This is a genomic window from Tamaricihabitans halophyticus (assembly GCF_004340875.1).
GTDB classification, from domain to species: Bacteria; Actinomycetota; Actinomycetes; order Mycobacteriales; family Pseudonocardiaceae; genus Tamaricihabitans; species Tamaricihabitans halophyticus.
Genome location: NZ_SLXQ01000005.1, coordinates 231,697 through 256,594 on the forward strand (window position 1 = coordinate 231,697; position 24,898 = coordinate 256,594).

Sequence of the window (24,898 nt, forward strand, 5' to 3'; positions counted from 1 at the left end):
ACGCAACGGCAGGAAATCTACGGATCAGCGCACGGCCAGTGCGCTGAGGCAGCCTAGTCGGGAGGTTGCATGCCGGATCGCTCAGTACGGCAGGCCCGTGCGCGTGATTCGGCGAGCTGTGCGCATTCCGCCAGCCTCCTCGGCCACGGCGCCGATGCGGACCCGGTGGAATGGAATCCTGCGGAATGGGCGGCTCCGATAGTCGAACCGGCACCGCCGGACGCGGAACCTACGGTATCCGCCGCCGAACACGAGGCGCGGGAACGGCGTTTCCAGAAGTTCACCGCGGCGGTCGTACTCACGGCCATCCTGACCGCGTTGGCGGTCTCCTGGTGGCTGCCCTTTGAACCGAGCCCACACCTGTGGTGGGTTGGCCTGTTGCTCGCGCTCGGCTTCCTGCTCGCGGAACAACTGGCCATTAACGTCGATGTGCGCAGCGGGTTGTCCTGGACCATCTCGTTCACGGAGATCCCGCTGGTCATCGGGCTGTTCGTAGCCCCGTTCGAAGTGACCTTGCTCGCGCATCTCGTCGCCGGTATCGGGGTGCTGCTGCTCCGCAAGGTTTCCGGGCGGGTGCTGTGCAACGCGGGCGTACTGACCCTCGAGGTGGTCACCGCCTACGCCGCGGCGGCTGGGCTGGGCCTGCTACTCGGCGCGCACGGACTTGCCTATGTCGCGGTGCTCGTCGGGGCGATCCTGGCTCCGGTGGTGAGCACCGCGCTCGCCTGGGCGGCCGTATGGGTATTCAAGCGACAGATGCGGCTGGACACCGGAATGCGGCTGATGGCACGCATCCTGGTGGTCGGGCTGGTCAACGCCGCGGTCGGGCTGATCTGCTACCAGGCCGTCGTGTACGTGCCGTGGGGTTGGCCGGTCGTACTCGTCGCGCTCGGCGGGCTCGGCGCGATGTACACCGCGTATGCCGGACTGCTTCGGGAGCAGCGCGACCTGGAAGCGCTCAGCGATGTCAGCTTGCTCGTCGCCCGATTCGGGCAGCACGCCGCGGGCTCCCGGGCCAACGAAGGGTTCGACGGTGACGCCGAACAGTGGCGCGGCACGGTCGAACGGATCAAGGATCAGCTCGCCGCGCGTCGCGTCGTCCTGCGGATGCGGGTTGACCCGCAAGAGCCGATGCGCACCCTGCTGGTCGGCGATGAGCTGCCGGGCGGTGTGTTCGGCGACGCGGACGAAGGCGGTAAGAACGATCCGCTGACCTGGCTACCCGGCTCGCAGGTTCGGCACTTCAGGGCGGGTGGCCCAGGTCCGGAGGTCCAGCGCGCGCTGCGGGCAAGGGACGCGCGGGAAGCGCTGGTGGTGCCGCTACGCAGCGCCAGTCAACTGCTCGGTGTGCTCGAGGTGCATGACCGGCTGTCCCATTGGCGTGGTTTCGGCAAGGCGGACGTGCAGCTGATCGGGACCATGGCCAGCCACCTGGCGATGGCGCTCGACAACCGCAGGCTGCTCGCCACGCTGCGACACGACGCCTATCACGATCCGCTGACCGGATTGCTCAACCGCCCCGGTTTCCGGCAGGCCAGCGCCGAGCCGGTGCGTGTCCGGCCGGAATCCGTCGTGCTGCGGATCGACCTCGAGGTGCTGTCCACGGTGAGTGAGGCGCTCGGGTACGCCTGGGGTGACCGGTTGGTGGTTGTCGCCGGCCGCAGGGTGCGTGAAGTCCTTGGTCCCGAGGTGCTGCTTGCCCGGCTGGAGGGTAATTCGTTCGCGGCGCTGCTCACCGATACCAGCTCCGAGCAGGCGCAGCGGATCGGTGAGCGATTGCGCCAGGAACTGTCCCGGCCGTATGCGGTTGACCGGCTCACCGTGGAGGCTAACGCGGTGGTCGGCTATGTCTCCGCCACCGGCGAAGACGGCGCCTCGATCGATGTGGACGCACTGCTGCAGCGAGCCGACGTCGCGGTGCGCGCGGCACGGGGCGGGACCGATCCGGTCCGCGGCTACGTACCGAGCATGGGGCAGATCTTCCTACGCCGGTTCCAACTGGTTACCCAGTTCCGGCATGCGCTGGAAACCGGTCAGGTTGCCGTGCATTACCAGCCGAAGGTTTCGCTGCCGCAGCGCAACGTGCTCGGCGTGGAAGCGCTGGTTCGCTGGCAGCACCCCGAGTTTGGCGCACTGGATCCCGACGAGTTCGTCCCCGCAGTGGAAGCGGCCGGGCTGATCGACGTACTCACGGATTTCGTGCTGGACCAGGCCCTGCGCCGCGTACGCAAATGGCTGGACGGTGGCCTGCGTATCTCGGCCTCGGTGAACATCTCCGTACGCAGCCTGGTGGACGAAGGTTTCCCCGACCGGGTCATCGAGGCGTTGCGCCGGGTGGACGTTCCGGTGGAGCTGCTGACCTTCGAGCTCACCGAGTCCGGGGTGATGGCCGATCCGCAGCGTGCCATGCCGATCCTGCGGCGACTGCACGCTCTTGGCGTCGAGTTGGCCGTGGACGACTTCGGCACTGGCTATTCCTCGTTGGCCTACCTACGGCAGCTGCCGGTGGACGAGGTGAAGATCGACAAGAGCTTCGTGCTCGGCATGGGGACCGATCTCGGCGATCTCGCGGTGGTGCGCTCGATCGTCGAACTCGGCCATTCACTCGGCCTGCGGGTCGTCGCCGAAGGTGTCGAGGAGGACGTGGCGCGGGACCAGCTCTCCGCGATGGGCTGCGATGTGGCGCAGGGTTACCTGATTTCCCGGCCGCTCTCCGAGGATCGCCTGGAAGCCTGGCTGCAGGCGCGCACCACCAAGGCGCGCGGGTTGCGCGACGAAACCGTGCTGACGCTGGTCTCCTGAGTCCGGTCGCCGAGGGTACCCCCGGCGAAATGGCTTCTGGAGCATTGTGTAAAGTTCTGCACGGCTCAAGCGAGCACGCCCCAATAGCTCAGTCGGCAGAGCGTCTCCATGGTAAGGAGAAGGTCTACGGTTCGATTCCGTATTGGGGCTCCGCCCCGGGGCATTGCCTCGGACCCCCAGCTTCGGCTGGGGGTTGCTTTGTGTTTGGTAGGTGGGCGGAGACGCGGTGAGTGTTCGGCCTGCGTAGGTCGGTGACTATACTGTGGATCCGAGGTCTCGCTGCGGTGAGACGCTTGGCGGTGTAGCTCAGGCGGTAGAGCAAACGGCTCATAATCGTTGTGTCGCGGGTTCGAGTCCCGCCACCGCTACGCGAGAAGCAGGATACGTCGGACAGGTCCATGCTTCCCAGAAGCGTGGAGGCTCAGCCTCCACACCCCAGCAGGGGCGTTATGTGTAGAGAAAGGCTTTGTTGTGGCTGCCACCGATGTACGACCGAAGATCACGCTGGCGTGCGAGGAATGCAAGCACCGCAACTACATCACCAAGAAGAACCGGCGTAATGACCCGGATCGCTTGGAGATGAAGAAGTTCTGCCCGAACTGCGGTACGCACCGGGCGCACAAAGAAACCCGCTGAGATACCGCACACAGCGGTTCAGCATCGAGGCCGTTTCGCGCATCGCGCGCGGACGGCCTCTTTGTCGTGCGCTGAACTGGGTAACCCCTGGGCGGTAGTTTCAGTCGGTGTTTCGGCACGGCTTGTACTCTGCATCCGTGCCCCTCGATCAGTCCTTTATCGGCCGTAGCTATCCGCCAACCGAAACCTACGGGGTGAGCCGCGCCAAGATCCGCGAGTTCGCCACCGCCATCGGTGACGACAACCCGGTCTATCACGATCTTGCCGCCGCGCGTGCTGCCGGGCATCCCGATTTGCTCGCGCCGCCGACCTTCCTGACCATCATCAACCTGGGTGCGATCAACACGATCATTGGCGACCCTGAGCTTGGCCTTGACTATGGCCGCATGGTGCATGGCGACCAGCGGTTCGTCCATCACCGGCCCACCTACGCGGGCGCTGACCTGACCGTCACCACGTATGTCGAAGACATCATGGCCAGGGCCGGCAATGATTTTCTGACGTTGCGTGCGGAGATCCGCGATTCCGCGGACGAGCTGATCACCACTACTCGTGCCCAACTTGTCGTCCGAGGGGAGTCGTCATGACCGCCGTTGGTGATGAACTACCCGCGCTGACGCAGCGGATTACCCGGGCTGACCTGGTTCGCTACGCGGGCGCTTCGCTCGATTTCAACCCGATCCACTGGAACGAGCGCACCGCGCTCGAAGTTGGGCTACCGGACGTGATCGCGCACGGCATGCTCACCATGGCCTATGCCGGCAAGCTCGTCACCAACTGGCTTGCCGACCCGAGCGCGCTGCGCGAGTACAGCGTGCGGTTCACCCGCCCCGTGCCGGTTCCGGACGACGATCAGGGGGTCGAGCTCGAACTGTCCGGGAAGGTCGGCGAGGTCCGCGACGACGGCACCGCGCGCATCGATATCACCGCGCGTTTCGCGGGCAAAACGGTGCTCGGCAAGGCAGTCGCGGTGGTCCGCCTGGCGAGCTGAACCCGCCTGGCTGGATTGACGGGGCGAGTGAGCCCGCTTACAGTAGCTCTTCGCTAGGGCAAGAGGTCTTACCACGAGCCCCGTGCGGAGGATGCAGTGTCGCAGACCCCGTCGTCCAGTCCAGCCGAGCCCGCCGTCGTTATCCGTACCGCGCGCGATGTCGTGGACGCGATCAATTCCGGGCGGGTGCGCGGCGGTAACGAGCGTGCCATCATCCTGATCGCGCTCGGTGGGATCTTCATCGATGCCTACGACTTCACCTCGCTGGCCTTCGGGCTCAGCGATATCGCCGAACAGTTTGACCTGGACGCGGTCGAACATGGCGTGGTCGGTGCTTCGATCATGGTTGGCGCCTTGCTTGGCGCGCTGTTCGGCGGCTATCTGGTGGACAAGATCGGCCGCTACAAGATGTTCATGGCCGATATGGTCTTTTTCGTCATCGCCGCCCTCGCGTGCGCGTTCGCGCCGAATGCGGAAACGCTCACGCTCGCCAGATTCATCATGGGTGTCGGTATCGGGCTGGATTTCCCGGTGGCGCTTGCGTTTATCGCGGAATACTCCGCATTGCGCGGCAAAGGCGGCAGAGTCACGCTCTGGCAACCGATGTGGTACATCGCTACCGGAACCAGTTTTGCCGTGCTGCTGCCGATGTATTTCCTCCTACCGGAATCCGCGCACGGTGATCTCTGGCGCTGGGCGGTCGGTTTCGGTGCGGTTCCGGCACTGGTCGTGATGCTCGTGCGGCACCGGTATATGGAGGAATCGGCCTCCTGGGCCGCGAAACAGGGCAAACTCGAACGAGCCGTGCAGATCCTACGGAACTCGTACGGGGTGGATGCGGTACTCGCCGAGGATGCGGTGCGGGAACAGGCAACGGAGCCGCCCGCGTGGTGGCGAGGAATCAAGCAACTGTTCACCCGCCGCTATCGCAAGCGCACCATTCTTGCCGGCGTGCTCAGCGCGACGCAGGCCGCGCAGTACTACGCGGTCGGGTTCGCGCTGCCGTTCATCATCGGCTCATTTCTCGGCCAGGACACCCTGACCACCATCATCGGTCCGCTGATCTTCAACTTCGTTTTCGGTGTCACCGGCGGTTTCGCCGGCGTCGCGCTGGCCGCCCGCCTCGGCTCCTGGGGGCTGTCGGTCTCCGGGTTCGTGGTGTGCCTTGTCGCGCTACCGCCGCTCGCGTTGATCGGTGAACCAACCGGCACCGGTGGGATCATCGCGGCCGGCGCGCTACTCGGCGTTTTCGTGTTCTTTCACGCTTATGGCCCTGGTGCGCAGGGGATGACGATGGCGACGCTGAGCTACCCGACATCGCTGCGCGGCACCGGGTCCGGCTTCGGGCAGATGGCCCTGCGGATCGGTTCAACCACCTCACTGCTGCTGTTCCCGGTGCTGTCCGACGCGCTTGGCACCGGGGTGTTCTGGGTGGTCATGATCGCGCCCGCGCTCGGCTTGCTGACGTTGCTGTTGATCCGCTGGGAGCCGATTGGCACCGATGTGGACGCAGAGGATTTCGCTGATCCGGCTGATTCTGCTGGTCCTGCTGGTCCTGCGAGGGAAGACGGCTAAGGAGCGCTATGCACATCGCATGTATCGGGGTCGGCAATATGGGCGGCGCGGTGGCCAGGCGGTTGGCCGGCGCGTTCCCGGTGACCGCCTACGATCCGGATCCCGCCGCCGTGCGCCGCTGTGCCGAGGCGGGGGTACGGCCGGCGGACAGCGCGCTTGCCGCCGTTGCCGGAGCGGATGTGGTGCTTACCAGTTTGCCGACGCCGGAACTGGTGTTGCGTACGGTCACCGAGCTCGTCGGCGCGGTTGGCGTAGGGACCCCGTTGGTGGACATCTCCACGATCGACCCGAACACCGCGCGCGGCGCGACCGAGGAGTGCGCGGCGGCCGGGGTCGATTTCGTTGCCTGTCCGCTTGGTAAGACGCCACAGCATGCCGAGCAGGGTGCGATCCCGCTGTTCGTGGGTGGGCCGGCCGAGGCGATCGAGCGTCTCACGCCGGTGCTGGCGCGGATGGGCGAGCGGGTCTACCAGTTCGGCACCGTGGCGGCGGCGACCACGTTCAAGCTGGTGTCCAATCTGATCGGGATGACCAACGTGGCGGTGCTCGCCGAGGGGCATGCGCTGGCGGCGCGTGCCGGCATCGATCCCGGGGTGTTCGCCGAGGCGCTGGCGGATACCGGTGCGGCCTCGTTTCAGCAGCAGGTGCGGCTGCCCTGGCTGCTCGACGGTGACTGGGCTGCTCGCTTCGGCGTGGACCTGGCGGCGAAGGACGTCCGGCTGGCGGTGGACGCGGCGAGCCGGTGGGGCGTACCCGTGCCGGTGGGCAGCGCGGCGCTCGCGCAGTTGATCGCCGCTGCCGCGCACGGCTACGGCGATGAGGACGTGATCGCGATCGCCAAACTGTGTGCTCCACCCAACGTTTAGCCCGCTGAACTCAGTGCACAGGTGCGCTGGGCGTTCAACGTTTAGCCCGCGGAACGCAATACTTGCGCGCGCTAAATAATCAACGGTCAGCCTGCTAAACGCGGGATTTGTGCACGTAGGGCGGTTGCGTACGCTAGTGCGTCGTCGATGTCCGTGGCCACGAAGTGCAGGTCGACGAAAGCCTCGTCCACGGCGAGCTCCTTGGCCACGCCGAGTTGCTCGGTCACCTCGGCCACGTCCGTCGGCTGTTGCGGGTTCAGTCGTAGCACTCGGCGCACCGCGCTCGGATCGCGACCGGCGCGCTCGGCGGCCGCGCGAATGGTTGCCCACTGCTCGGCGAGCAGATGCGGGGAAAACCCCGCCATCAGCCAGCCGTCCGCGCGTCGACCGATCCGCTCCAGCGCCGCCGCGGAGAACCCACCGAGCAGGATCGGCGGTCGCGGCTGCTGCACCGGCCGCAGATCCACGGTGGATTCCGGAATGTCCCAGAAGTGCCCGTGGTGCTCCACCGGCTGACGGGTCCACAACGCGAGCAACGCGTCGATCAGCTCGTCCAGCCGTTTGCCCCGATCAGCCCACGGCACGCCAGCCGCGGCGTACTCGTCCCGCAGCCAGCCAATGCCCAACCCCACGTCCAACCGGCCGCCGCTCACCTGATCGAGCGAAGTTAGCGAACGGCCGAGCAGGACCGGGGTATGCAGGGTTCCGGTGAGCGTGCTGGTACCGAGCCGGATGGTGCTGGTCGTGGTCGCCGCCACGGTCAGCGCGACGAGTGGGTCGAGAAACCGGGTGTACTCCGGCGGGTAGGGACGCTCCGGGGTGCCGCCGCCCGGGTAGATATCGCTCGGCCGCACCGGAGCCAGCACCCGATCGCCAGTCCACAGCGAGGTATAACCGAGTTCCTCTGCCGCTGCCGCGAACCTGGCGATCCCGGAAGCATCCGCGAGTGGACCGTAGTGCGGCAGCCCCAGCCCGATCCGCATCGTTACTCGGCCTCGCGCAGCAGCGCGCCGATCCGCTCCACTCCCGTCACGAGGTCGTCGTAGCCAAGGGCGTAGGAGAGCCGGAAATAGCCGTCGGTGCCGAAGGCCTCACCGGGCACCACGGCGACCTCGGCGTGCTCGAGCACCAGCCCCGCGAGCTCGGCGCTGGACCGCGGACGCTGGCCACGCAGCTGCTTGCTGAGCAGCTCCTTCACCGACGGATACGCGTAGAACGCGCCCTGCGGGGTTGGGCAGTGCACCCCGGGGATCGCGTTCAACAGCTCGACGATCTTGCGGCGCCGCTCGTCGAAGGCCGCGCGCATCTCGGTCACCGCGTCCAATGGGCCGGCGACCGCGGCCAGCGCGGCGCGCTGGGCCACATTGGACACATTGCCGCACATATGCGACTGGTAGTTCGTCGCCGCCTTGATCACGTCGTTCGGCCCGATGATCCAGCCGACTCGCCAGCCGGTCATCGCGTACGTCTTCGCGACACCATTGAGTACCAGGCACTGGTTCGCGAGCTCGGGCACCGCGACCGGCAGGGAAACCGATTCCGCGCCGTCGTAGGTGAGATGCTCGTAGATCTCATCGGTGATCACCCAGATGCCGTGCCGAACGGCCCACTGGCCGATGGCCTCGATCTCGGCGCGGGAGTACACCGTGCCCGTCGGGTTGGCCGGGGAGTTGAACAGCAGCACCTTGGTGCGCGGCGTCCGCGCCGCCTCGAGCTGCTCGACGCTGACCCGGTAGTCAGTGGTCTCGTCCGCGGTCACCTGGACTCCGACACCGCCGGCCAGCGCGATCGATTCCGGGTAGGTGGTCCAGAACGGGGCGGGCAGCAGCACCTCATCGCCGGGATCGAGCAGCGTGGCGAACGCGGAGTAGACGGCCTGCTTGCCACCGTTGGTCACCAACACCTGGCTCGGCGCCACCTCGTAGTTCGAGTCCCGCGCGGTCTTCGCGGCGAGGGCTTCCTTCAGCTCGGGAAGCCCGCCAGCCGCGGTGTAGCCGTGGTTGGCCCGCTGCGCGCACGCGGCCTCGGCGGCGGCGACGATGTAATCGGGCGTCGGGAAGTCGGGCTGTCCGGCGCCGAAGCCGATCACCGGTCGACCCTTGGACTTCAGTTCGGCCGCTTTCGCGTCCACCGTGAGGGTGGCCGATGGGCTGATGCCGCCGATGCGCTTGGACACGCGGGGGCGGTTCAGGTCGGCGGAGTCTGGTCCTGTGGGTTGTCCGGTGTGGGCTTGCGGAGTGGCCATGGTGCCTATCGTCGCAGATCTAATGGGAGGTCAGCGCGGCAGACCCCCGCTCGGTAGGGGCGCGGTTATCGGGGCCCAGGAGCGTTGCCGTACACTTTCGAACTTGGAGCGTTGACATCATCCCCGAGTTGACTTTCGGGGATGATTCGATGTGTCTATAGGGGTGTAGCTCAATTGGCAGAGCAGCGGTCTCCAAAACCGCAGGTTGCAGGTTCAAGTCCTGTCACCCCTGCGTTCAGCAAGCTGCCAGTAGCGGAAGATCTGCCGTTGGCGGAAGATCCAGTGGAGGAACGGCGTGACTGAGGACGGTGACAAGGACCGGACGGAGGACCAGGATTCCTCCCGCCCGGTCAGTGCCTCGGCTCGGCGCGAGCGCCGTGAATCCGCGGGCTCGACCGCCAAACCCGCCGGGAAGCGCAGCGATGCTGGCAAGAAATCGGCGAAGGGTGGGGACGCCGCGGCGCCGAAGTCGAAATCGGGGGACGTCAAGGACAACACCCCGCGCTCGGCGCGGACTCGGGAGGACAAGGAGAAGCGTCCCTCGCTGTTCGCTCGGCTCGCCCGCTTCTTCCGTGAAGTCGTAGGTGAGCTGCGTAAGGTCATCTGGCCGACCAAGAAGCAGATGATTACCTACACCATCGTGGTGTTGGTGTTCGTGGCCTTCATGGTGACGTTGGTGGCCGGACTGGATCTCGCGTTTTCCAGGGGCGTGCTGTGGCTCTTCGGTTGAGCCGGCCCGGTTTTCCACCGGTGCTCGACCAGCCGCGGACAGGCCCGACGCGATGCACGAGTAGGAAGTGAGAGGCGAAGTGACCTCCCAGAACGGTGCGGAGACGACCGGCCAGCCCGATGCGCCGGAGGTAGCCGACCAGACCTCCGAAATCGACACGGTGGACACCGAGGACACCGTGGCCGTTTCGGATGCCGAGGAGCAGGGCACCGAAGACGCCTCGGCGGACCAGGACTCGGCGGACCAGGACACCGAGGAAGTCGCCCACGAGGAAGCGGCGGACGAAGTCAGCGCCGAACCGGCGGCTACCGAGCAGCCGGAAGAGGCCGACGACCCGGTCGAGCAGCTGCGTAAGGAGCTACGCGCGGCGCCGGGAGACTGGTACGTGGTGCACTCCTACGCGGGGTACGAGAACAAGGTCAAGTCCAACCTGGAGACGCGTAGTCACACGCTGGACGTCGAGGACTTCATCTTTCAGATCGAGGTGCCCACCGAAGAGGTCACCGAGATCAAGAACGGACAGCGCAAGCAGGTGCAGCGCAAGGTGCTGCCCGGCTACATCCTGGTGCGGATGGACCTGAACGACGCGTCCTGGAGCGCCGTGCGCAACACCCCCGGGGTCACCGGTTTCGTCGGCGCCACCTCGCGTCCGTCTCCGCTGAGCATTGACGAAGTGCTCAAGTTCCTCGCGCCCGAGGTCGAGCAGGCCAAGCCGGCCGCGGCGAGCAAGGAAGAGTCGACGCAGGCCGCTGCTGGTTCTTCGGCCGTCGAGGTCGACTTCGAGGTTGGCGAGTCGGTTACCGTGATGGATGGCCCATTCGCCACGCTGCCCGCGACGATCAGCGAAGTCGACGCGGGTGGACAGAAACTGAAGGTGCTGGTGTCGATCTTCGGCAGGGAAACGCCTGTCGAGCTGTCGTTCAGCCAGGTCTCCAAGATCTGACCGGTGCGCTCGAGCGCGAGCCGCCGGCAGCTACCCGATGGGGCGGCAGGCGCCATCGGGATTACATAGCGAAATTAGGAAGCACGGAAATGCCACCCAAGAAGAAGAAACTCGCAGCGATCATCAAGCTGCAGATTCAGGCAGGGGCCGCGAACCCCGCGCCGCCGGTTGGCCCCGCGCTGGGTCAGCACGGTGTGAACATCATGGAGTTCTGCAAGGCCTACAACGCCGCGACCGAATCGCAGCGCGGCAATGTGGTGCCGGTTGAGATCTCCGTGTTCGAAGACCGCTCCTTCGACTTCAAGCTCAAGACGCCGCCAGCGGCCAAGCTGCTGCTCAAGGCCGCGGGCGTGGAGAAGGGCAGTGCCGAACCACACCGCAACAAGGTCGCCAAGGTGTCCTGGGACCAGGTTCGGGAGATCGCCGAAACCAAGAAGGCCGACCTGAACGCCTACACGACCGACCAGGCCGCGCAGATCATCGCCGGTACCGCACGGTCCATGGGCATCACCGTCGAAGACTGACTCGTCAACGTCGTGGGAGAGCCGGCGCGGCTCTGTACCAACCACAACTGATCCGCAGAGGAAACAAGGACAGCAATGGCAAAGCGCAGTAAGGCCTATCAGCAGGCCGCCGAGCTGATCGACCGGACGCGGCTGTACAGCCCGCTGGACGCGGTCCGCTTGGCCAAGGAAACTTCCAAGATCAAGATGGATGCCACCGTCGAGGTGGCGATGCGACTGGGCGTCGACCCGCGCAAGGCCGACCAGATGGTCCGCGGCACCGTGAACCTGCCGCACGGGACCGGTAAGACCGTTCGAGTGATCGTCTTCGCCACCGGCGACAAGGCGACCGAGGCGGAGAACGCCGGTGCGGACGTTGTTGGCTCGGACGAGCTGATCGAGCGCATTCAGGGTGGCTGGCTCGATTTCGACGCCGCGATCGCGACGCCGGACCAGATGGCCAAGGTCGGCAGGGTGGCGCGGGTGCTCGGCCCGCGCGGTCTGATGCCGAACCCGAAGACCGGCACGGTGACCCCGGACGTGGCGAAGGCCGTTGCCGACATCAAGGGCGGCAAGGTCAGCTTCCGCGTGGACAAGCAGGGCAACCTGCACCTGATTATCGGCAAGGCGTCCTTCGAGGCGAACTCGCTTGTCGAGAACTACGCGGCGGCGCTGGACGAGGTGTTGCGGGCCAAGCCAGCCGCGGCCAAGGGGCGCTACCTGAAGAAGGTCACTTTCACCACGACCATGGGCCCGGGCATCCCGGTCGACCCGGCCAGGACCCGCAACCTGCTCGCCGAGGACGGCGCCTGACCAAACTGGTCAAGCACGGGCAGCTGAGCTAACAAGAGGGCCGCACACCGAACCGGTTGTGCGGCCCTCTTTGTATGCGGTCAGCCAGTCGGGGCCGCTGGCGGCGTAGGTACGTCCTCGGACGGCGGCGGCGGGCACGGATTGGGCTCTTGCTCGTGCCTGTCGACGATCCACTGACCCTTTTCGACCTGCTTCAGCGTGAACACGCCCAGTGATGGGCCGCCTTCGACGGTCATCTCGCAGGAGCTGATGGTGGTGTGGTCGCCGCTCGGTGTGCGGTAGGCCGAGTTGGGAAACCATGGCTCGGCGTAGGCGTTCATGTTCTCGACTTCGGTACTCAGCTGCTTGATCGCCGCCGTGCAGTTCGGCTCGTCGAAGTTGTTGGCGAACTGCCGCGCGGCCGATGCGGTGAACCTGCCGCAGCCGAGATCGGCCCGGCCCTGTGCCACGTGTTTGTAGACCTTGCGAACCGCTTCATGTGGGGTGGTGGAAAGCAGCTGGGTTTCCACATAGGTGCCGCCGCCGGTTTCGGCCGCGTTGTCCGAGTCCTCGGTGCCGAAGTACTTCTGGTAGGCCCAGTTCAGCGCGAGGAAGATGATCAGCAGGTACACCAGGCGGCGGAAGATCTTGCTGGCGAGTAGCTTTCGCCACCACGGGCGGCCGGAGCGCGGCTGACCGGCCGGTAGCTCGCCCCTGGCTCCGCCGGGAGGAGCCGGTGGCTGCCCGCCCGTGCCCTGGACCCCGCCTGCTGGTTGGCCCGGGACGGGCGGCTGCCCCGGTTGTGCCGCACCCTGTTGAGCTTCGGAGAACCGCAGAAACTCCTGGAACTGTTGGAACTGCCGAAACTGCTCCAGCTGTGCCTGGTCGAGCGGCTGGGAGTCGGCTGGCTGGTTGATGGCGGGTTGATCAGCGCCGGGTTGGTACACGACGGGCTGGTGCACTCCGTCGCTTGCCGATATTGGGTCGCTTGCCGATATTGGGTCGCTGGCTGGCGCCGGCCGGTTTCCGGTACCGCCTGATTCGGGTTCGGCAGGGGTGGGCTGCCCCGGGGTAGATCGCTCGGGCGTGTCTGGGGTGTCGCCGCGGCCGGGCTGCTCATTGGGTGCCACGGCTCCATGATGCCGTGTCGGGTCGTACACCGCGGGTAAGCCCGGGGGTGCCAACCGAAGTTCCTGCGTAGCGGTGTAGGCTTGGCTCGTTCTACCGAAGACCGCCGGTCCTTTCCGGTTCGCCTCGGCTTGCCCAGTTTCGTTTCGGCTTGCTGAGTATCCGGGAAGTGAAGGTCCCACGAGATGTGGGCGGCCTGCGCAGGAGGACGTGGTGAGTTCCGCGCGTTTGTCGTGCGCATTTTGTCGCCCCGTGCCTGCTGCGCCGGGGCGTTTGGCATTTCTGGGCCCTCCTCGGCCGGTGGTCGTCTCGTTACCAGAGCACTAGCCACGAGAGGAGGCGACAATGGCGAAGCCGGACAAGGTAGCGGCCGTCGCTGAGATCGCGGATCGTTTCCGCAACAGCTCGGCTGCCGTGGTGACCGAGTACAGCGGTCTTTCCGTGTCTCAGCTGACCAACCTCCGCCGCGCTCTCGGCACTGGCGCCAGTTATCGCGTCGCGAAGAACACCCTCGTCCTGCGTGCCGCCGCGGAGGCCGGCGTGGAAGGGCTCGATGAGTTCTTCGCCGGTCCGACAGCCATCGCGTTCGTCGATGACGAGCCGGTGGACACCGCGAAGGTGCTGCGTGATTTCGCGAAGGACAACAAGGGTCTCGTAATCAAGGGCGGCTACATGGATGGCCGTCCGATCTCCGTCGACGAGGTCACCAAGCTCGCCGACCTGGAGAGCCGCGAGGTCCTGCTGTCCAAGCTGGCCGGCGCGATGAAGGGCAACCTCACCAAGGCCGCCGGGCTGTTCAACGCCCCGGCCTCGCAGGTGGCCCGGCTGGCTGCGGCGCTCCAGGAGAAGAAGTCCGCCGCGGGCGAGTCCGCCGAGCAAGAGGCACCAGCCGAGAGCTGAGCAATCCCCACCCGACAGACCGCGCCCGCCTGGGCGTATCCGAAGTAGGAAGGAACCGCCATCATGGCGAAGCTGAGCAACGACGAGCTGCTCGACGCGTTCAAGGAGATGACGCTGCTCGAGCTGTCCGAGTTCGTGAAGCAGTTCGAGGACGTCTTTGACGTCACCGCGGCCGCCCCGGCTGCCGTTGTTGCCGCCCCGGCCGGTGGCGGCGAAGCCGCCGCCGAGGAAGAGCAGGACGAGTTCGACGTCGTGCTCGAGGGCGCTGGCGACAAGAAGATCCAGGTCATCAAGGTCGTCCGCGAGGTCATCTCCGGGCTGGGCCTGAAGGAGGCCAAGGAGCTGGTCGAGGGCGCGCCGAAGCCGCTGCTGGAGAAGGTGGACAAGGACGCCGCCGAGGCTGCCAAGGCCAAGCTGGAAGAGGCCGGCGCCAAGATCTCCATCAAGTGAGCTAATTCAACGCTCAACCACCAAGGGGTGGGCAGTCCGTATCAGGGCTGCCCACCCCTTCGTGTATCCAGGGCAAATACCGCGTTTAGCGGGCTAACCGCGTTATCCGGCGTTCGCGGTTAGCGGGCTGAATGTCGTTAGCGAGCAGGGGTGAGCGCGTCCGGGCAGCCCTGCTGCCGTGTCACGGGGTAGTGTTTCGGACGCGGTGTGTAGTGCTGCCTGGTTGAGTAGGTCGGCGTGTTCATACCGTTATGGAAATCTTGGCTTCCAGCCCGCTGTTGGTAGGCAATGCGCCCAACTGGCCAGTAACCTCACCTGCTCCTGTTCGTTGCATAAGGGTGAGGGCCGTCTGGCCAGTACTCGGAGCCTGGCTCAGCGGGCAGGACGCGTACATGGCTCGTCGAGGAGCGCAGGAGGTCCGGTGGGCGCCGAGGTTGTTGTTGAGGGCCTGACCAAGTCGTTCGGCAAGCAAGCCATCTGGCGGGATGTCACGCTCACCCTGCCGCCGGGTGAGGTATCCGTGTTACTCGGACCATCGGGTACCGGTAAATCCGTCTTCCTCAAATCGATGATCGGGCTGTTGAAGCCAGAACGCGGGAAATGCGTCATCAACGGCGTGGACATCTGCTCCTGCTCGGAACGCAAGCTCTACGAGATTCGCAAACTCTTTGGCGTGCTTTTCCAGGACGGTGCGCTGTTCGGTTCGATGAACCTCTACGACAACGTCGCATTCCCGCTGCGCGAGCACACCAAGCGATCCGAGTCGGAGATCAAACGGATCGTGCTCGAAAAGATGGAAATGGTCGGTTTGCTCGGCGCCGAGTCGAAGCTGCCCGGCGAGATCTCCGGCGGTATGCGTAAACGGGCCGGCCTCGCCCGCGCACTGGTACTCGATCCGGAAATCATCCTGTGCGACGAACCGGACTCCGGACTCGACCCGGTGCGCACCGCGTACCTCTCCCAGCTCCTGATCGACCTGAACGCGCAGATCGACGCGACGATCCTGATCGTCACGCACAACATCAACGTCGCTCGGACCGTGCCGGACAACCTCGGCATGCTCTTTCGCCGCGAACTCGTCATGTTCGGCCCCCGTGAGGTGCTGCTGACCAGTGACGAACCCGCGGTCGAGCAGTTCCTGAACGGCCGCCGGATCGGGCCGATCGGGATGTCCGAGGAGAAGGACACCGCGACAATGGCCGCCGAGGAAGCCGCCCGCGCGGCCGGCCATCACGACGGATCGCCCGAGGAAGACGTACGTGGAGTCGTGCCCCAGATGCAACCGTCCCCCGGGCTGCCGGTTCGCAAGGGCGATCGGCGCAGGAAGGATCGGGTGATGCGGATCCTGCACAACCTCCCCGCGCCTGCTCAGCAGGGTATTGTCGAGTCGCTGTCCGATTCGGACAGACAGCGCTATGGGCTGCAGCGTCAGCCGGCCCCGGTTGGCCGGCCAGACGACACCAGGCCGCTAGGTCCCGGCGCGCAACGGCCGAACCACGCGCTGAGCCAGGAGTCCGTAGCCAACCTGCCACGTTCGGCGTGGCAGCCGCCGCCCGAATCATCACCGCAAGCGCCACAACCGCGCCCCGGTGACGGCTAGCGATGACTTCCACCCGCACCCAGGCTGGTTTTCCTGGGGTCGGCATGCTTCGCGAGACCGGACGGTTGTTCGCACTCGGTCTCGATGTGGTGCGCGGATTCTTCCAGCGCCCATTCCAGGTTCGCGAGTTCATTCAGCAGTGCTGGTTCATCGCCAGCGTCACGATCATGCCGACCGCACTGGTCGCCGTACCGTTCGGCGCGGTCATTGCCCTGCAGCTGGGTTCCCTTGTCACCCAGTTCGGCGCCGAGTCATTCATGGGTGCCGCGAGCGTACTCGCGGTGATCCAGCAGGCCGCACCGTTGGTGACCGCGCTGCTCGTCGCCGGCGCGGGAGGTTCGGCAATCTGCGCGGATATCGGCGCGCGCACGATCCGCGAGGAGATCGACGCCATGGAGGTGCTCGGGGTCTCCGCGGTGCAGCGCCTCGTGGTGCCAAGGGTACTGGCTTCGATGCTGGTAGCCGTGCTGCTCAACGGCCTGGTCAGTGTCGTCGGGGTGCTCGGTGGTTACTTCTTCAACGTGGTGTTGCAGGGCGGTACGCCCGGTGCGTATCTGGCCAGTTTCAACGCCCTCGCGCAGCTACCCGACCTGTGGATCAGCGAGCTCAAAGCGTTGATCTTCGGCTTTATCGCGGGAGTCGTCGCCGCTTACCGTGGCCTGAACCCGCCGCCAGGGCCGAAAGGCGTCGGGGAGGCGGTAAACCAATCCGTCGTGATCACCTTCCTGCTGCTGTTCTTCGTCAACTTCGTCCTGACCACGATCTACCTCACGATCGTGCCGGCAAAGGGGAGTTGAGGTAGATGGCTGGGAACTCCCGTACCACGCAAACCATGCGCAGGGTGGTGAACGCCCCGCTTGGCGTGCTGGACAAGGCCGGCGACCAGATGTCGTTCTACCTCAAGACGCTGGCCTGGATACCCCGCGCGCTGCACCGCTACATCCGGGAAACGCTGCGGTTGCTCGCCGAAGTGAGCTTCGGCAGTGGTGCGCTCGCGGTGATCGGCGGCACCGTCGGGGTGATGGTCGGACTCACCGTATTCACCGGTGTCGTCGTCGGCTTGCAGGGCTACGCCGCGCTGGACCAGATCGGCACCGCCGCCTTCGCGGGTTTCACCTCGGCGTACTTCAACACCAGGGAGATCGCGCCGCTGGTTGCCGGACTTGCGCTGTCCGCGACGGTAGGCTCCGGTTTTACCGCGCAGCTGGGCGCCATGCGGATCTCCGAGGAGGTGGACGCGCTCGAAGTGATGGGGGTGCCCAGTCTGCCGTTCCTGGTGACCACCAGGGTGATCGCCGGGTTCATCGCGGTGATCCCGCTCTACATCATCGGCCTGCTCACCTCATACGCCGCTTCCCGGATCGTCACCGTGTACTTCTTCGGGCAGTCGGCAGGAACCTATGATCACTACTTCGAGTTATTCCTGCCGCCACAAGACGTGTTCTGGTCTTTCGGCAAGGTTCTCATCTTCGCGATCGTGATCATCATGGTGCACTGCTACTACGGTTACCGCGCAAGTGGCGGTCCGGCCGGGGTGGGGGTCGCCGTTGGTCGCGCGGTACGTACCACGATCGTCGTGGTGGCGCTGCTCAACTTCTTCATTGGCTTCGCGATCTGGGGAACCACGGTGACAGTAAGGATCGCCGGATGAGAAGCAGCGCGCTCATCACCCTCCGCCGCCGGCTACTTGGCCTGGCGTTCATCGCCTGCCTGCTCGGCGTGATCGTGCTGTCCGTCGCGTTCTACAACAAAACCTTCAGTACCTTCACCAGGGTCACGCTGCAGGCCGGCACGATCGGTAGCCAGCTGAAGGAACAGGCCGATGTGAAGGTCCGCGGGCTGATCGTGGGGACTGTCGAGCGGGTCGAGCCGCGACTCGACGGGGCCGAACTGGAACTCGCCCTGGATCCGGCGAAGACCCACCTCATCCCGCAGAACGTCTCCGCTCGACTGCTCCCGAAAACGCTGTTCGGGGAACGCTACGTATCTCTGCAACTGCCCGAGCAGCCAGCCAGTGAGTCCCTGCGGGACGGCGACGTGATCTCGCGGGACCGGTCCAGCACGGCGATCGAGCTGGAGCAGGCGCTGGACAACCTGCTTCCGGTACTGCAGGCGGTGCAGCCACAAAAACTGTCCAGCACGCTCAGCGCGATCTCCACCGCGCTCGAAGGGCGCGGGGAACCCTTGGGGCAGACGCTGGTTGAGCTCGACCAGTATCTCACCGAGCTCAACCCCAACGTGCCGAAGCTTACCGAGAACCTTCGCGGGCTGGCCGACGTGTCCGACGTGTACAACGAGGCCGCGCCGGATTTCGTGGCCGCGCTGGACAACCTGACCACGACGACGCAGACCATTGTGGACCAGCAAGGCAATCTGAACACGCTGTACGGCACAGTGACCGGTACCTCCGAGGATCTGAACTCCTGGCTCGTGGCGAATAAGGACAATCTGATCAACGTCTCGACCGAGTCACGTAAGACACTTGAAGTGCTCGAGCGCTACTCCCCGCAAACGCCGTGTTTCCTCCGGGGTATGCGCCAGGCCAAGGACAAGCTGGACCTGGCCTTCGGTAAAGGCACCGACAAGCCGGGACTGCACGCGAAGATTGAGATCGTGAACAACCGCGGCAAGTACGAGCCGGGTAAGGACGAGCCGCGGTACGACGACCATCGGGGCCCGCGGTGTTACGAGTTCGAAGAGTTGCCGGATCCGTTCCCACAGCATCCGCCGGATGGTCCGATCCAGGACGGCAGCAGCAAACCGCCCGCCGCGGAGATCGCTGACGCCGGGGTGCTTCCGCCGGCGACGGGCAGTTTCTACGACCAGGGCGGCACCACGAGTCCGTCCAGTGCGGACAGTGGATCGGCTAGCCTGGCCAACTCTGGCTACGAACGCGATGTACTTGCCACCCTGCTCTCGCCCCAGCTGGATGTGGCACCACAGGACGTACCTGGCTGGAGCGGCCTGCTGGTCGGCCCGCTCTACCGTGGGGCGGAGGTGGACATCAAATGAGAAGCCTCGCATCGCCGCTGATCAAGTTCCTGGTGTTCGTTGCCGTGACCATATTCGCCACCGCGGTACTCGGGATCACTATCGCGAACGCGCAGCTTGGCAGCGTGCAGCCGTACTCGGCGCGGTTCACCGACGCCTCGCAGCTGCTTCCCGGTGACGATGTGCGTATCGCGGGTGTGCGGGTCGGACAGGTGAGTGACGTCAAGGTCGTCGACCGCGCACAAGCTATGATCGAGTTCGAAGTGGACGATCGTCGAACGCTGCCGAGTGGCGTGACCGCGACGATCAAGTACCGCAACCTGATCGGCCAGCGCTATCTTTCACTCGAGCAGGGTGCCGCCGGCGACCCGAACGATACCTTGGAACCCGGCGAGACGATCCCGCTTGAGCAGACAACTCCGGCGCTCGATCTCACCGAACTGTTCAATGGGTTCAAACCGCTGTTCCGCGCACTGTCCCCAGAGGACGTGAACAAGCTCTCCTACGAGATCATCCAGGTACTGCAGGGTGAAGGTGGCACGGTCGAGAACCTGCTCAAGCACACCGCGTCGCTGACCACGACTATCGCGGAGAAGGACCAGGTCATCGGAGAAGTCATCGGCAACCTGAACGAAGTGCTCGACACCGTGAACGCGCGCGGCCCTGAGCTATCCCGGTTGATCGTTCGGCTGCAGGAACTGGTTTCCGGCCTTGCTCAGGACCGCGAGCCGATCGGTGAGGCCATCGAATCGCTTGGTGGGCTCGCGGACAGCACCTCAGGACTGCTCGAAGAAGGACGAGCCCCGCTGAAGGAGAGCATCCGAGGGTTGAGCGACCTTTCCCAGAATCTCAACGACAGCGAACCGACCGTGGAACACTTCATCCAGTTCCTGCCGGAGAAGGCCGAACGGCTTACCCGTACCGCCAGCTATGGCTCCTGGTTCAACTTCTACCTCTGTGAGATGGATGCCACGGTAGGCGGAGCGGGATTGCCCGACATACCGCTGCCACTGATGCCGACTACCCAAAGTAGGTGTCAGGGATGAAGTCCTTCAGTTCGCGCAATCCGATCCCCATCGCGCTCGTCGGCATCGTGCTGCTCGGCCTCGGCGTCACCGCCGCGATGAACGCGGACGATCTGCCGATCATCGGCGGTGGCACGACCTACACCGCGGAGTTCCGCGAGGCAGCCGGCATCTCGCCGGACAACGAGGTTCGGGTAGCCGGCGTCAAGGTGGGCGAGGTCAGCGATGTCGATCTTGACGACGGCAAGGTTCTCGTCAGTTTCAAAGTGAAGGATGCCTGGCTCGGCGACAAGACCAGGGCGGACATCAAGATCAAGACCTTGCTCGGCCAGAAGTTTCTCTCGCTGGTTCCGGATGGTCAGCAGTCGCTCAACCCTGGCCAGGCGATTCCGCTGGAGCGCACCACGGCGCCCTACGATGTGCTCGAAGCCTTCCGCGGCTTGTCCGGCACGGTGGACGAGATCGACACCGACCAGCTGGCTCAGAGTTTCGACACCATCTCGGAGACCTTCGCGAACACCCCGGACGATGTGAAGGGCGCGCTTTCCGGGCTTTCCGCGCTGTCCAAAACGATCTCCAGTCGTGATCAGCAGTTGGCCAAACTGCTGTCCAACACCGAGCAGATCACCGGCACGCTTGCCGAACGCGACGCTGAGGTGCAGCGGCTCATCCAGGACGGTAACCAGCTACTCGAAGAGATCAGCCGCCGCGAGGAAGCGATCCGGACCTTGCTGCAGGGCACAAAGGAGCTATCCGGACAACTACGCGGGCTGGTCGCGGACAACAATGAGCAGCTGGGGCCCGCGCTGGCCGAACTGGATCAACTGACCGGAATGTTGAGCAGGAACCAGGAGTCACTCCGGCAGGGCATCAGCAATCTCGCTCCGTTCGCGCGCCTGTTTACCAACACACTCGGCAACGGACGCTGGTTTGACGCCTTCATGTGTGGCTTGCTGCCGCCGGCCGTTGGGCCGTTCAACGAGGAGGGGTGTCGACTATGAACCCCGAATCGCGGACAGGGCAACGGATCGCGCAGGCCACCGCGCTCGCCTGCGCGCTCGGTCTGGTGCTCGCCGGCGTGCTGTGGTGGACGATGCAGGACGCGAATACCAAGCGATTCACCACGATGTTCACCGCGACGGTCGGCCTTTACGAAGCTAACGATGTCCGGATCCAGGGCGTCAAGGTTGGCAGCGTGCAGAGCGTGGTACCGATGGGTGACCAGGTACGCGTCGAGCTCGAAGTGGACCGCAAGTATCCGGTCCCCGCTGACGCCAAGGCCGTGATCGTGGCTCCATCACTGGTCAGCGACCGGTACGTGCAGTTCACCCCGACCTACCAGGGCGGCGCGGAACTGGCCGACGGCGCGCGGCTGGGGCTCGACCGGACCGCGACCCCGTTGGAAGTGGACGATCTCTACAACAGCCTCAACCGCGTGTCCAAGGCGCTCGGGCCGGAAGGCGCCAACGAGGACGGTGCCCTGACCCGGCTACTGGAAACCACTTCCGCCAATGTGGATGGTGTCGGCAAGCAGTTCAACACTGCTGTCAGCGAGCTGGCCAAGGCGTCACGCACGTTGTCCGGCAACAAGGAGGATCTGTTCCGCACGGTGGACAATCTGCAGCAGTTCACGACCACCCTGGCGCAGAGCGATCGACAGGTGAACGAGTTCGCCGAGCGGCTGTCCGGAGTGAACGATTTTCTCGCGCGGGAGCGGGGAAATCTTGGCGAGTCGGTCGAGCAGCTGGGTACCGCGTTGAGTACGGTCCAGCAGTTCATCAGCGAGAACCGCGGCCGGATCGACACCAACGTGGAGAAGCTGGCCGGGATCACCGGAGTACTCGTCGACCAGCGGGAAGCGCTGGCCGAAATACTCGATGTCGCGCCAACCGGGCTGGCGAACCTGTTCAATACCTACAACGCCTCGTCGGGCACGTTGGACGCGCGCGATGTCTTCGCCGGGTTCTCCGCCCCACCCATCGTCACCGCGTGTACCGCCGTGCGGCAGGCAACGCCCGATCAGCTGCCGCAGACACTGGCGGACATCTGCGATGCGCTCGCGCCGGTCGTGGACGGCACATTGCCCCTGCCGTCCGTCAACCAGGTGATCGTGGCGCTGAATGAGGGTAAGCTACCGCCACTTCCGCTCCCTCTCGCGGGCGAGGCCTATGGCTCGCCCGCCGCGGTGCAGGGAGGTAACTGATCATGCGGCGCGGGATACGTTCGGCTCGCCTGGCGCTCGCCAGTGCCCTGGCCGCGATACTGCTTGCCGGTTGCGGGATTACTGGCGCCTATGACATTCCACTGCCGGGCGGTGCGGATCTCGGCGAGAACCCGTACCAGGTGCGCGTGCAGTTCCGGGACGTCCTCGACCTGGTGCCGCAGTCTGGTGTGAAGGTCAACGACGTGCCGGTCGGCAGGGTGGAAAAGGTCGGGTTGGCCAAGGATGGCTGGACCGCGGAAGTAACCCTGCTGATCAACGGTGACGTGCGGTTGCCAGCCAACGCCACCGCGCAGCTGCGGCAGTCCAGTTTGCTCGGTGAGAAGTTCGTCCAGCTGTCCAATCCCGCCGACGGGACGCCGGCAGAGGGCAGCGAACTTTCGGATGGCGGGCTGATTCCGGTGGACCGGACGAACCGCAATACCGAGGTGGAGGAGGTGCTTGGCGCACTGTCCATGTTGCTCAACGGTGGCGGGGTCGACCAGCTGCGCACGATCACCCGAGAGCTGAACAATGTCACCGAGGGAAATGAAGGCTCGATCCGATCGCTACTCGGTAATGTCCGGGAGTTGACCGAGAATCTGGACGCGCACTCCGGAGACATCACCAGGGCGCTGGACAGCGTGAACCGCCTGTCGACCACGCTGGTTCAGCAACGGGACCAGATCGGGAACGCGATCGACAACCTGGGCCCCGGGCTCGAGGTGTTGAACGCGCAACGCGGCCAGCTGGTCACCATGTTGCAGAGCCTGCGGAAACTCTCCGGTGTAGCGGTGGACACGGTGAACAAGAGCAAGGAGGATCTGGTCGCCGACCTCAAGGCCCTCGCGCCGACCTTGCAGAAGCTGGCCGAAGCTGGCACGGACCTGCCCCAGTCACTCGAGCTCCTGTTCACCATCCCGTTCACGGACGCCGCGATCGAGGGCACCAAGGGCGATTTCGTGAATCTGTATGCCGATCTCGATCTCAACGTGGATTCGCTGCTGCAGAACCTGAGCCGGTCGCGAACGAATCCACTGGACGGTCTTCCGCTGCTTGGTGATCTTGCCGAGCCGACACAAGGCGAGAAGCCGGGAGCACCGCCGCCACTGCCGCTGCCCGACTCGGCCTCGGCGCCGGCTCCGGAACCCCCTGGCGGTTCGCCCAATAGTGACGGTGCGGCACCGCCCGCATCGGGCGCGAGTGGCATCTTCGGCGTACTCACCGGGGGTGGTGCGTAATGCTCACCAGGCGGACCAAGCTCCAGGTCGTGGCGTTCTTCATGATCGCCGTGGTTTCGGTGACGTACGCGTTGTTCCGCTTCACCGATATCAGCAAGGTATTCGGCGAATCCGGCTATACGGCGACACTCGAGCTCGCCCAGTCAGGGGGAATCTTCAGTAATGCCGAAGTCACCTATCGCGGTGTCAACGTCGGCAGGGTGGGCGAACTTCGGCTGACAGCCGATGGGCTTGAGGCCGACCTCAATCTGGATCCGGACACACCAAAGATCCCCACCGATCTACAGGCCGTGGTGGCGAACCGCTCGGCGATTGGCGAGCAGTACGTCGATCTGCGCCCCAACACCAATTCGGGGCCGTACCTAGAGAACGGTTCGCAGATTGACGTGCGGCGCACGAGTACTCCGGTAGGCACGGACGAGGTGGTCGCGAACCTGGACGGCCTGACGACCTCGATTCCCACCGACGCACTGCGCACCGTGGTGGACGAGTCATACGAGGCTTTCCGTGGTACGGGCGGAGATCTACAGGTACTGCTGGACACCGCACGCGATTTCACCGCCACCGCCAAGGAAAACCTGCCGCAGACGGTGAATCTGCTTGAGACCGGCAACACCGTGCTGAACACACAACGGGCGCAGGCGGGAAACATCACGTCGTTCAGCGAAGACCTGCGGCTGCTTTCCGAACAGTTGAAGAGTTCGGACGGCGATATTCGGGAGTTGATCTCCGTGACGCCGCAGGTGTCCAATGAGGTCAGCGCGGTGCTGCGGGATTCCGGCGAGAACCTCGGCGTAGTGCTCGCGAACCTGCTGACCACGTCGAAGATCCTGTCCACCCGCACCGATGGTCTGGAAATGTCGTTCATCGTCTATCCGATGGCTGGCGCGGCTGCGCAGAGCCTGATCGACGAGGATGGCAAGGCGCATCTCGGGTTCGCGCTGAACCTGCTTGATCCGCCAACCTGCATGGTGGGCTATGAGGGCACGAACCGGCGCCCCGGCAATGATCTTTCTGAGGCGCCGACCAATTCGCAGGCCTACTGCGCGGAGCCGAAGGGCAGTCCCATCAACGTGCGCGGTTCGGCAAACGCGCCGTACGGCGGGCGGCCGGACGCGCCGACGCAGGCGGAGATCGAGGCGAGCAGTGACCGGCCCACCGAAGCGGCCGCGGAGCAGGCTGGGCGGGGCGTTCCGGGAGCACGGGCCGAGAGCACGACCTTGACCAGTATGTCTGACCTGCTCGGCTTACCCGGATAACAGCCGGTCAGCGGTTCGGCG

The 24,898-nt window shown here is 65.2% G+C and carries 24 protein-coding genes and 3 tRNA genes; 24 read left to right on the forward strand and 3 right to left on the reverse strand.

Features of this window, described 5'->3' with window-relative positions; all coding sequences use genetic code 11:
* The first annotated feature begins 69 nt into the window (after nt 1-69).
* From EV191_RS14690 to EV191_RS14725, 8 genes are all read left to right on the forward strand, one after another.
* Nucleotides 70-2,802, forward strand: a complete 2,733-nt coding sequence (locus EV191_RS14690) for a putative bifunctional diguanylate cyclase/phosphodiesterase (RefSeq protein WP_132877598.1) — start codon at nt 70-72, stop codon at nt 2,800-2,802.
* 77 nt (nt 2,803-2,879) lie between these two features.
* Nucleotides 2,880-2,952: transfer RNA gene (locus tag EV191_RS14695), tRNA-Thr, on the forward strand.
* 145 nt (nt 2,953-3,097) lie between these two features.
* Nucleotides 3,098-3,170 (forward strand) — tRNA-Met (locus tag EV191_RS14700).
* 103 nt (nt 3,171-3,273) lie between these two features.
* Entirely contained in the window at nt 3,274-3,438 is a 165-nt protein-coding gene (gene rpmG / locus EV191_RS14705) for a 50S ribosomal protein L33 (RefSeq protein ID WP_132877599.1), read from the forward strand.
* 137 nt (nt 3,439-3,575) lie between these two features.
* On the forward strand, nt 3,576-4,025 hold the full coding sequence (locus EV191_RS14710; RefSeq protein WP_132877600.1) for an FAS1-like dehydratase domain-containing protein: 450 nt from the start codon (nt 3,576-3,578) through the stop codon (nt 4,023-4,025).
* On the forward strand, nt 4,022-4,429 hold the full coding sequence (locus EV191_RS14715) for a MaoC family dehydratase (protein ID WP_132877601.1): 408 nt from the start codon (nt 4,022-4,024) through the stop codon (nt 4,427-4,429). The genes EV191_RS14710 and EV191_RS14715 overlap by 4 nt, the downstream gene beginning before the upstream one ends.
* A 96-nt stretch (nt 4,430-4,525) precedes the next feature.
* Entirely contained in the window at nt 4,526-6,004 is a 1,479-nt protein-coding gene (locus EV191_RS14720) for an MFS transporter (protein ID WP_132877602.1), read from the forward strand.
* 8 nt (nt 6,005-6,012) lie between these two features.
* On the forward strand, nt 6,013-6,870 hold the full coding sequence (locus EV191_RS14725; RefSeq protein WP_132877603.1) for an NAD(P)-dependent oxidoreductase: 858 nt from the start codon (nt 6,013-6,015) through the stop codon (nt 6,868-6,870).
* An 86-nt stretch (nt 6,871-6,956) separates the two neighbouring features.
* On the opposite strand, the gene EV191_RS14730 is transcribed toward EV191_RS14725, so the two are convergent.
* Both EV191_RS14730 and EV191_RS14735 read right to left on the reverse strand, forming a co-directional pair.
* Complete coding sequence (locus EV191_RS14730) at nt 6,957-7,853, reverse strand: LLM class F420-dependent oxidoreductase (RefSeq protein ID WP_132877604.1); 897 nt, start codon at nt 7,851-7,853, stop codon at nt 6,957-6,959.
* A gap of 2 nt (nt 7,854-7,855) precedes the next feature.
* Nucleotides 7,856-9,115, reverse strand: coding sequence for a pyridoxal phosphate-dependent aminotransferase (locus EV191_RS14735; RefSeq protein ID WP_132877605.1), 1,260 nt, complete (start codon nt 9,113-9,115; stop codon nt 7,856-7,858).
* 159 nt (nt 9,116-9,274) lie between these two features.
* Here EV191_RS14735 and EV191_RS14740 point away from each other — a divergent pair.
* The 5 genes from EV191_RS14740 to rplA all read left to right on the forward strand — a co-directional run bounded on the left by EV191_RS14740 (nt 9,275) and on the right by rplA (nt 12,104).
* Nucleotides 9,275-9,347: transfer RNA gene (locus EV191_RS14740), tRNA-Trp, on the forward strand.
* A 63-nt stretch (nt 9,348-9,410) separates the two neighbouring features.
* Entirely contained in the window at nt 9,411-9,845 is a 435-nt protein-coding gene (gene secE / locus EV191_RS14745; protein WP_132877606.1) for a preprotein translocase subunit SecE, read from the forward strand.
* 79 nt (nt 9,846-9,924) lie between these two features.
* Nucleotides 9,925-10,788 carry a transcription termination/antitermination protein NusG gene (nusG, locus tag EV191_RS14750; RefSeq protein WP_243658964.1) on the forward strand — a complete coding sequence of 288 codons (864 nt, stop codon included), beginning with the start codon at nt 9,925-9,927 and terminating at the stop codon, nt 10,786-10,788.
* Between the two features lie 89 nt (nt 10,789-10,877).
* The gene (gene rplK / locus EV191_RS14755; protein ID WP_132877607.1) at nt 10,878-11,312 is read left to right on the forward strand and encodes a 50S ribosomal protein L11; all 435 of its coding nucleotides are present in this window, start codon (nt 10,878-10,880) and stop codon (nt 11,310-11,312) included.
* Nucleotides 11,313-11,387: 75 nt separating this feature from the next.
* A complete protein-coding gene (rplA, locus tag EV191_RS14760) occupies nt 11,388-12,104 on the forward strand; it encodes a 50S ribosomal protein L1 (RefSeq protein ID WP_132877608.1) in 717 nt (238 codons plus the stop codon).
* Between the two features lie 80 nt (nt 12,105-12,184).
* Here the strand turns inward: rplA and EV191_RS14765 are convergent, their stop codons facing one another.
* On the reverse strand, nt 12,185-13,213 hold the full coding sequence (locus EV191_RS14765) for a hypothetical protein (RefSeq protein ID WP_132877609.1): 1,029 nt from the start codon (nt 13,211-13,213) through the stop codon (nt 12,185-12,187).
* A 343-nt stretch (nt 13,214-13,556) separates the two neighbouring features.
* Between EV191_RS14765 and rplJ the strand changes: the two genes are divergently transcribed.
* The 11 genes from rplJ to EV191_RS14820 all read left to right on the forward strand — a co-directional run bounded on the left by rplJ (nt 13,557) and on the right by EV191_RS14820 (nt 24,877).
* Nucleotides 13,557-14,111 carry a 50S ribosomal protein L10 gene (rplJ, locus tag EV191_RS14770; RefSeq protein ID WP_132877610.1) on the forward strand — a complete coding sequence of 185 codons (555 nt, stop codon included), beginning with the start codon at nt 13,557-13,559 and terminating at the stop codon, nt 14,109-14,111.
* 63 nt (nt 14,112-14,174) lie between these two features.
* Nucleotides 14,175-14,561 carry a 50S ribosomal protein L7/L12 gene (gene rplL, locus EV191_RS14775; RefSeq protein WP_132877611.1) on the forward strand — a complete coding sequence of 129 codons (387 nt, stop codon included), beginning with the start codon at nt 14,175-14,177 and terminating at the stop codon, nt 14,559-14,561.
* Between the two features lie 421 nt (nt 14,562-14,982).
* On the forward strand, nt 14,983-16,161 hold the full coding sequence (locus tag EV191_RS14780; protein WP_132877612.1) for an ABC transporter ATP-binding protein: 1,179 nt from the start codon (nt 14,983-14,985) through the stop codon (nt 16,159-16,161).
* Nucleotides 16,162-16,163: 2 nt separating this feature from the next.
* Nucleotides 16,164-16,958 carry an MlaE family ABC transporter permease gene (locus EV191_RS14785; RefSeq protein ID WP_132877613.1) on the forward strand — a complete coding sequence of 265 codons (795 nt, stop codon included), beginning with the start codon at nt 16,164-16,166 and terminating at the stop codon, nt 16,956-16,958.
* 5 nt (nt 16,959-16,963) lie between these two features.
* Nucleotides 16,964-17,812 (forward strand): MlaE family ABC transporter permease, encoded by an 849-nt coding sequence (locus EV191_RS14790; protein WP_424565460.1) that lies wholly within the window; start codon nt 16,964-16,966, stop codon nt 17,810-17,812.
* Nucleotides 17,809-19,173: an MCE family protein gene (locus tag EV191_RS14795; protein WP_132877614.1), complete on the forward strand. Its 1,365-nt coding sequence runs from the start codon at nt 17,809-17,811 to the stop codon at nt 19,171-19,173. Before EV191_RS14790 ends, EV191_RS14795 begins: the two co-directional genes overlap by 4 nt.
* On the forward strand, nt 19,170-20,198 hold the full coding sequence (locus EV191_RS14800; protein WP_132877615.1) for an MCE family protein: 1,029 nt from the start codon (nt 19,170-19,172) through the stop codon (nt 20,196-20,198). Before EV191_RS14795 ends, EV191_RS14800 begins: the two co-directional genes overlap by 4 nt.
* Entirely contained in the window at nt 20,195-21,178 is a 984-nt protein-coding gene (locus EV191_RS14805; RefSeq protein WP_132877616.1) for an MCE family protein, read from the forward strand. The genes EV191_RS14800 and EV191_RS14805 overlap by 4 nt, the downstream gene beginning before the upstream one ends.
* Nucleotides 21,175-22,380 (forward strand): MCE family protein, encoded by a 1,206-nt coding sequence (locus EV191_RS14810; RefSeq protein ID WP_132877617.1) that lies wholly within the window; start codon nt 21,175-21,177, stop codon nt 22,378-22,380. The genes EV191_RS14805 and EV191_RS14810 overlap by 4 nt, the downstream gene beginning before the upstream one ends.
* Before the next feature lie 2 nt (nt 22,381-22,382).
* A complete protein-coding gene (locus tag EV191_RS14815) occupies nt 22,383-23,618 on the forward strand; it encodes an MCE family protein (RefSeq protein WP_132877618.1) in 1,236 nt (411 codons plus the stop codon).
* Nucleotides 23,618-24,877: an MCE family protein gene (locus EV191_RS14820; protein ID WP_132877619.1), complete on the forward strand. Its 1,260-nt coding sequence runs from the start codon at nt 23,618-23,620 to the stop codon at nt 24,875-24,877. Before EV191_RS14815 ends, EV191_RS14820 begins: the two co-directional genes overlap by 1 nt.
* Nucleotides 24,878-24,898: the final 21 nt, after the last annotated feature.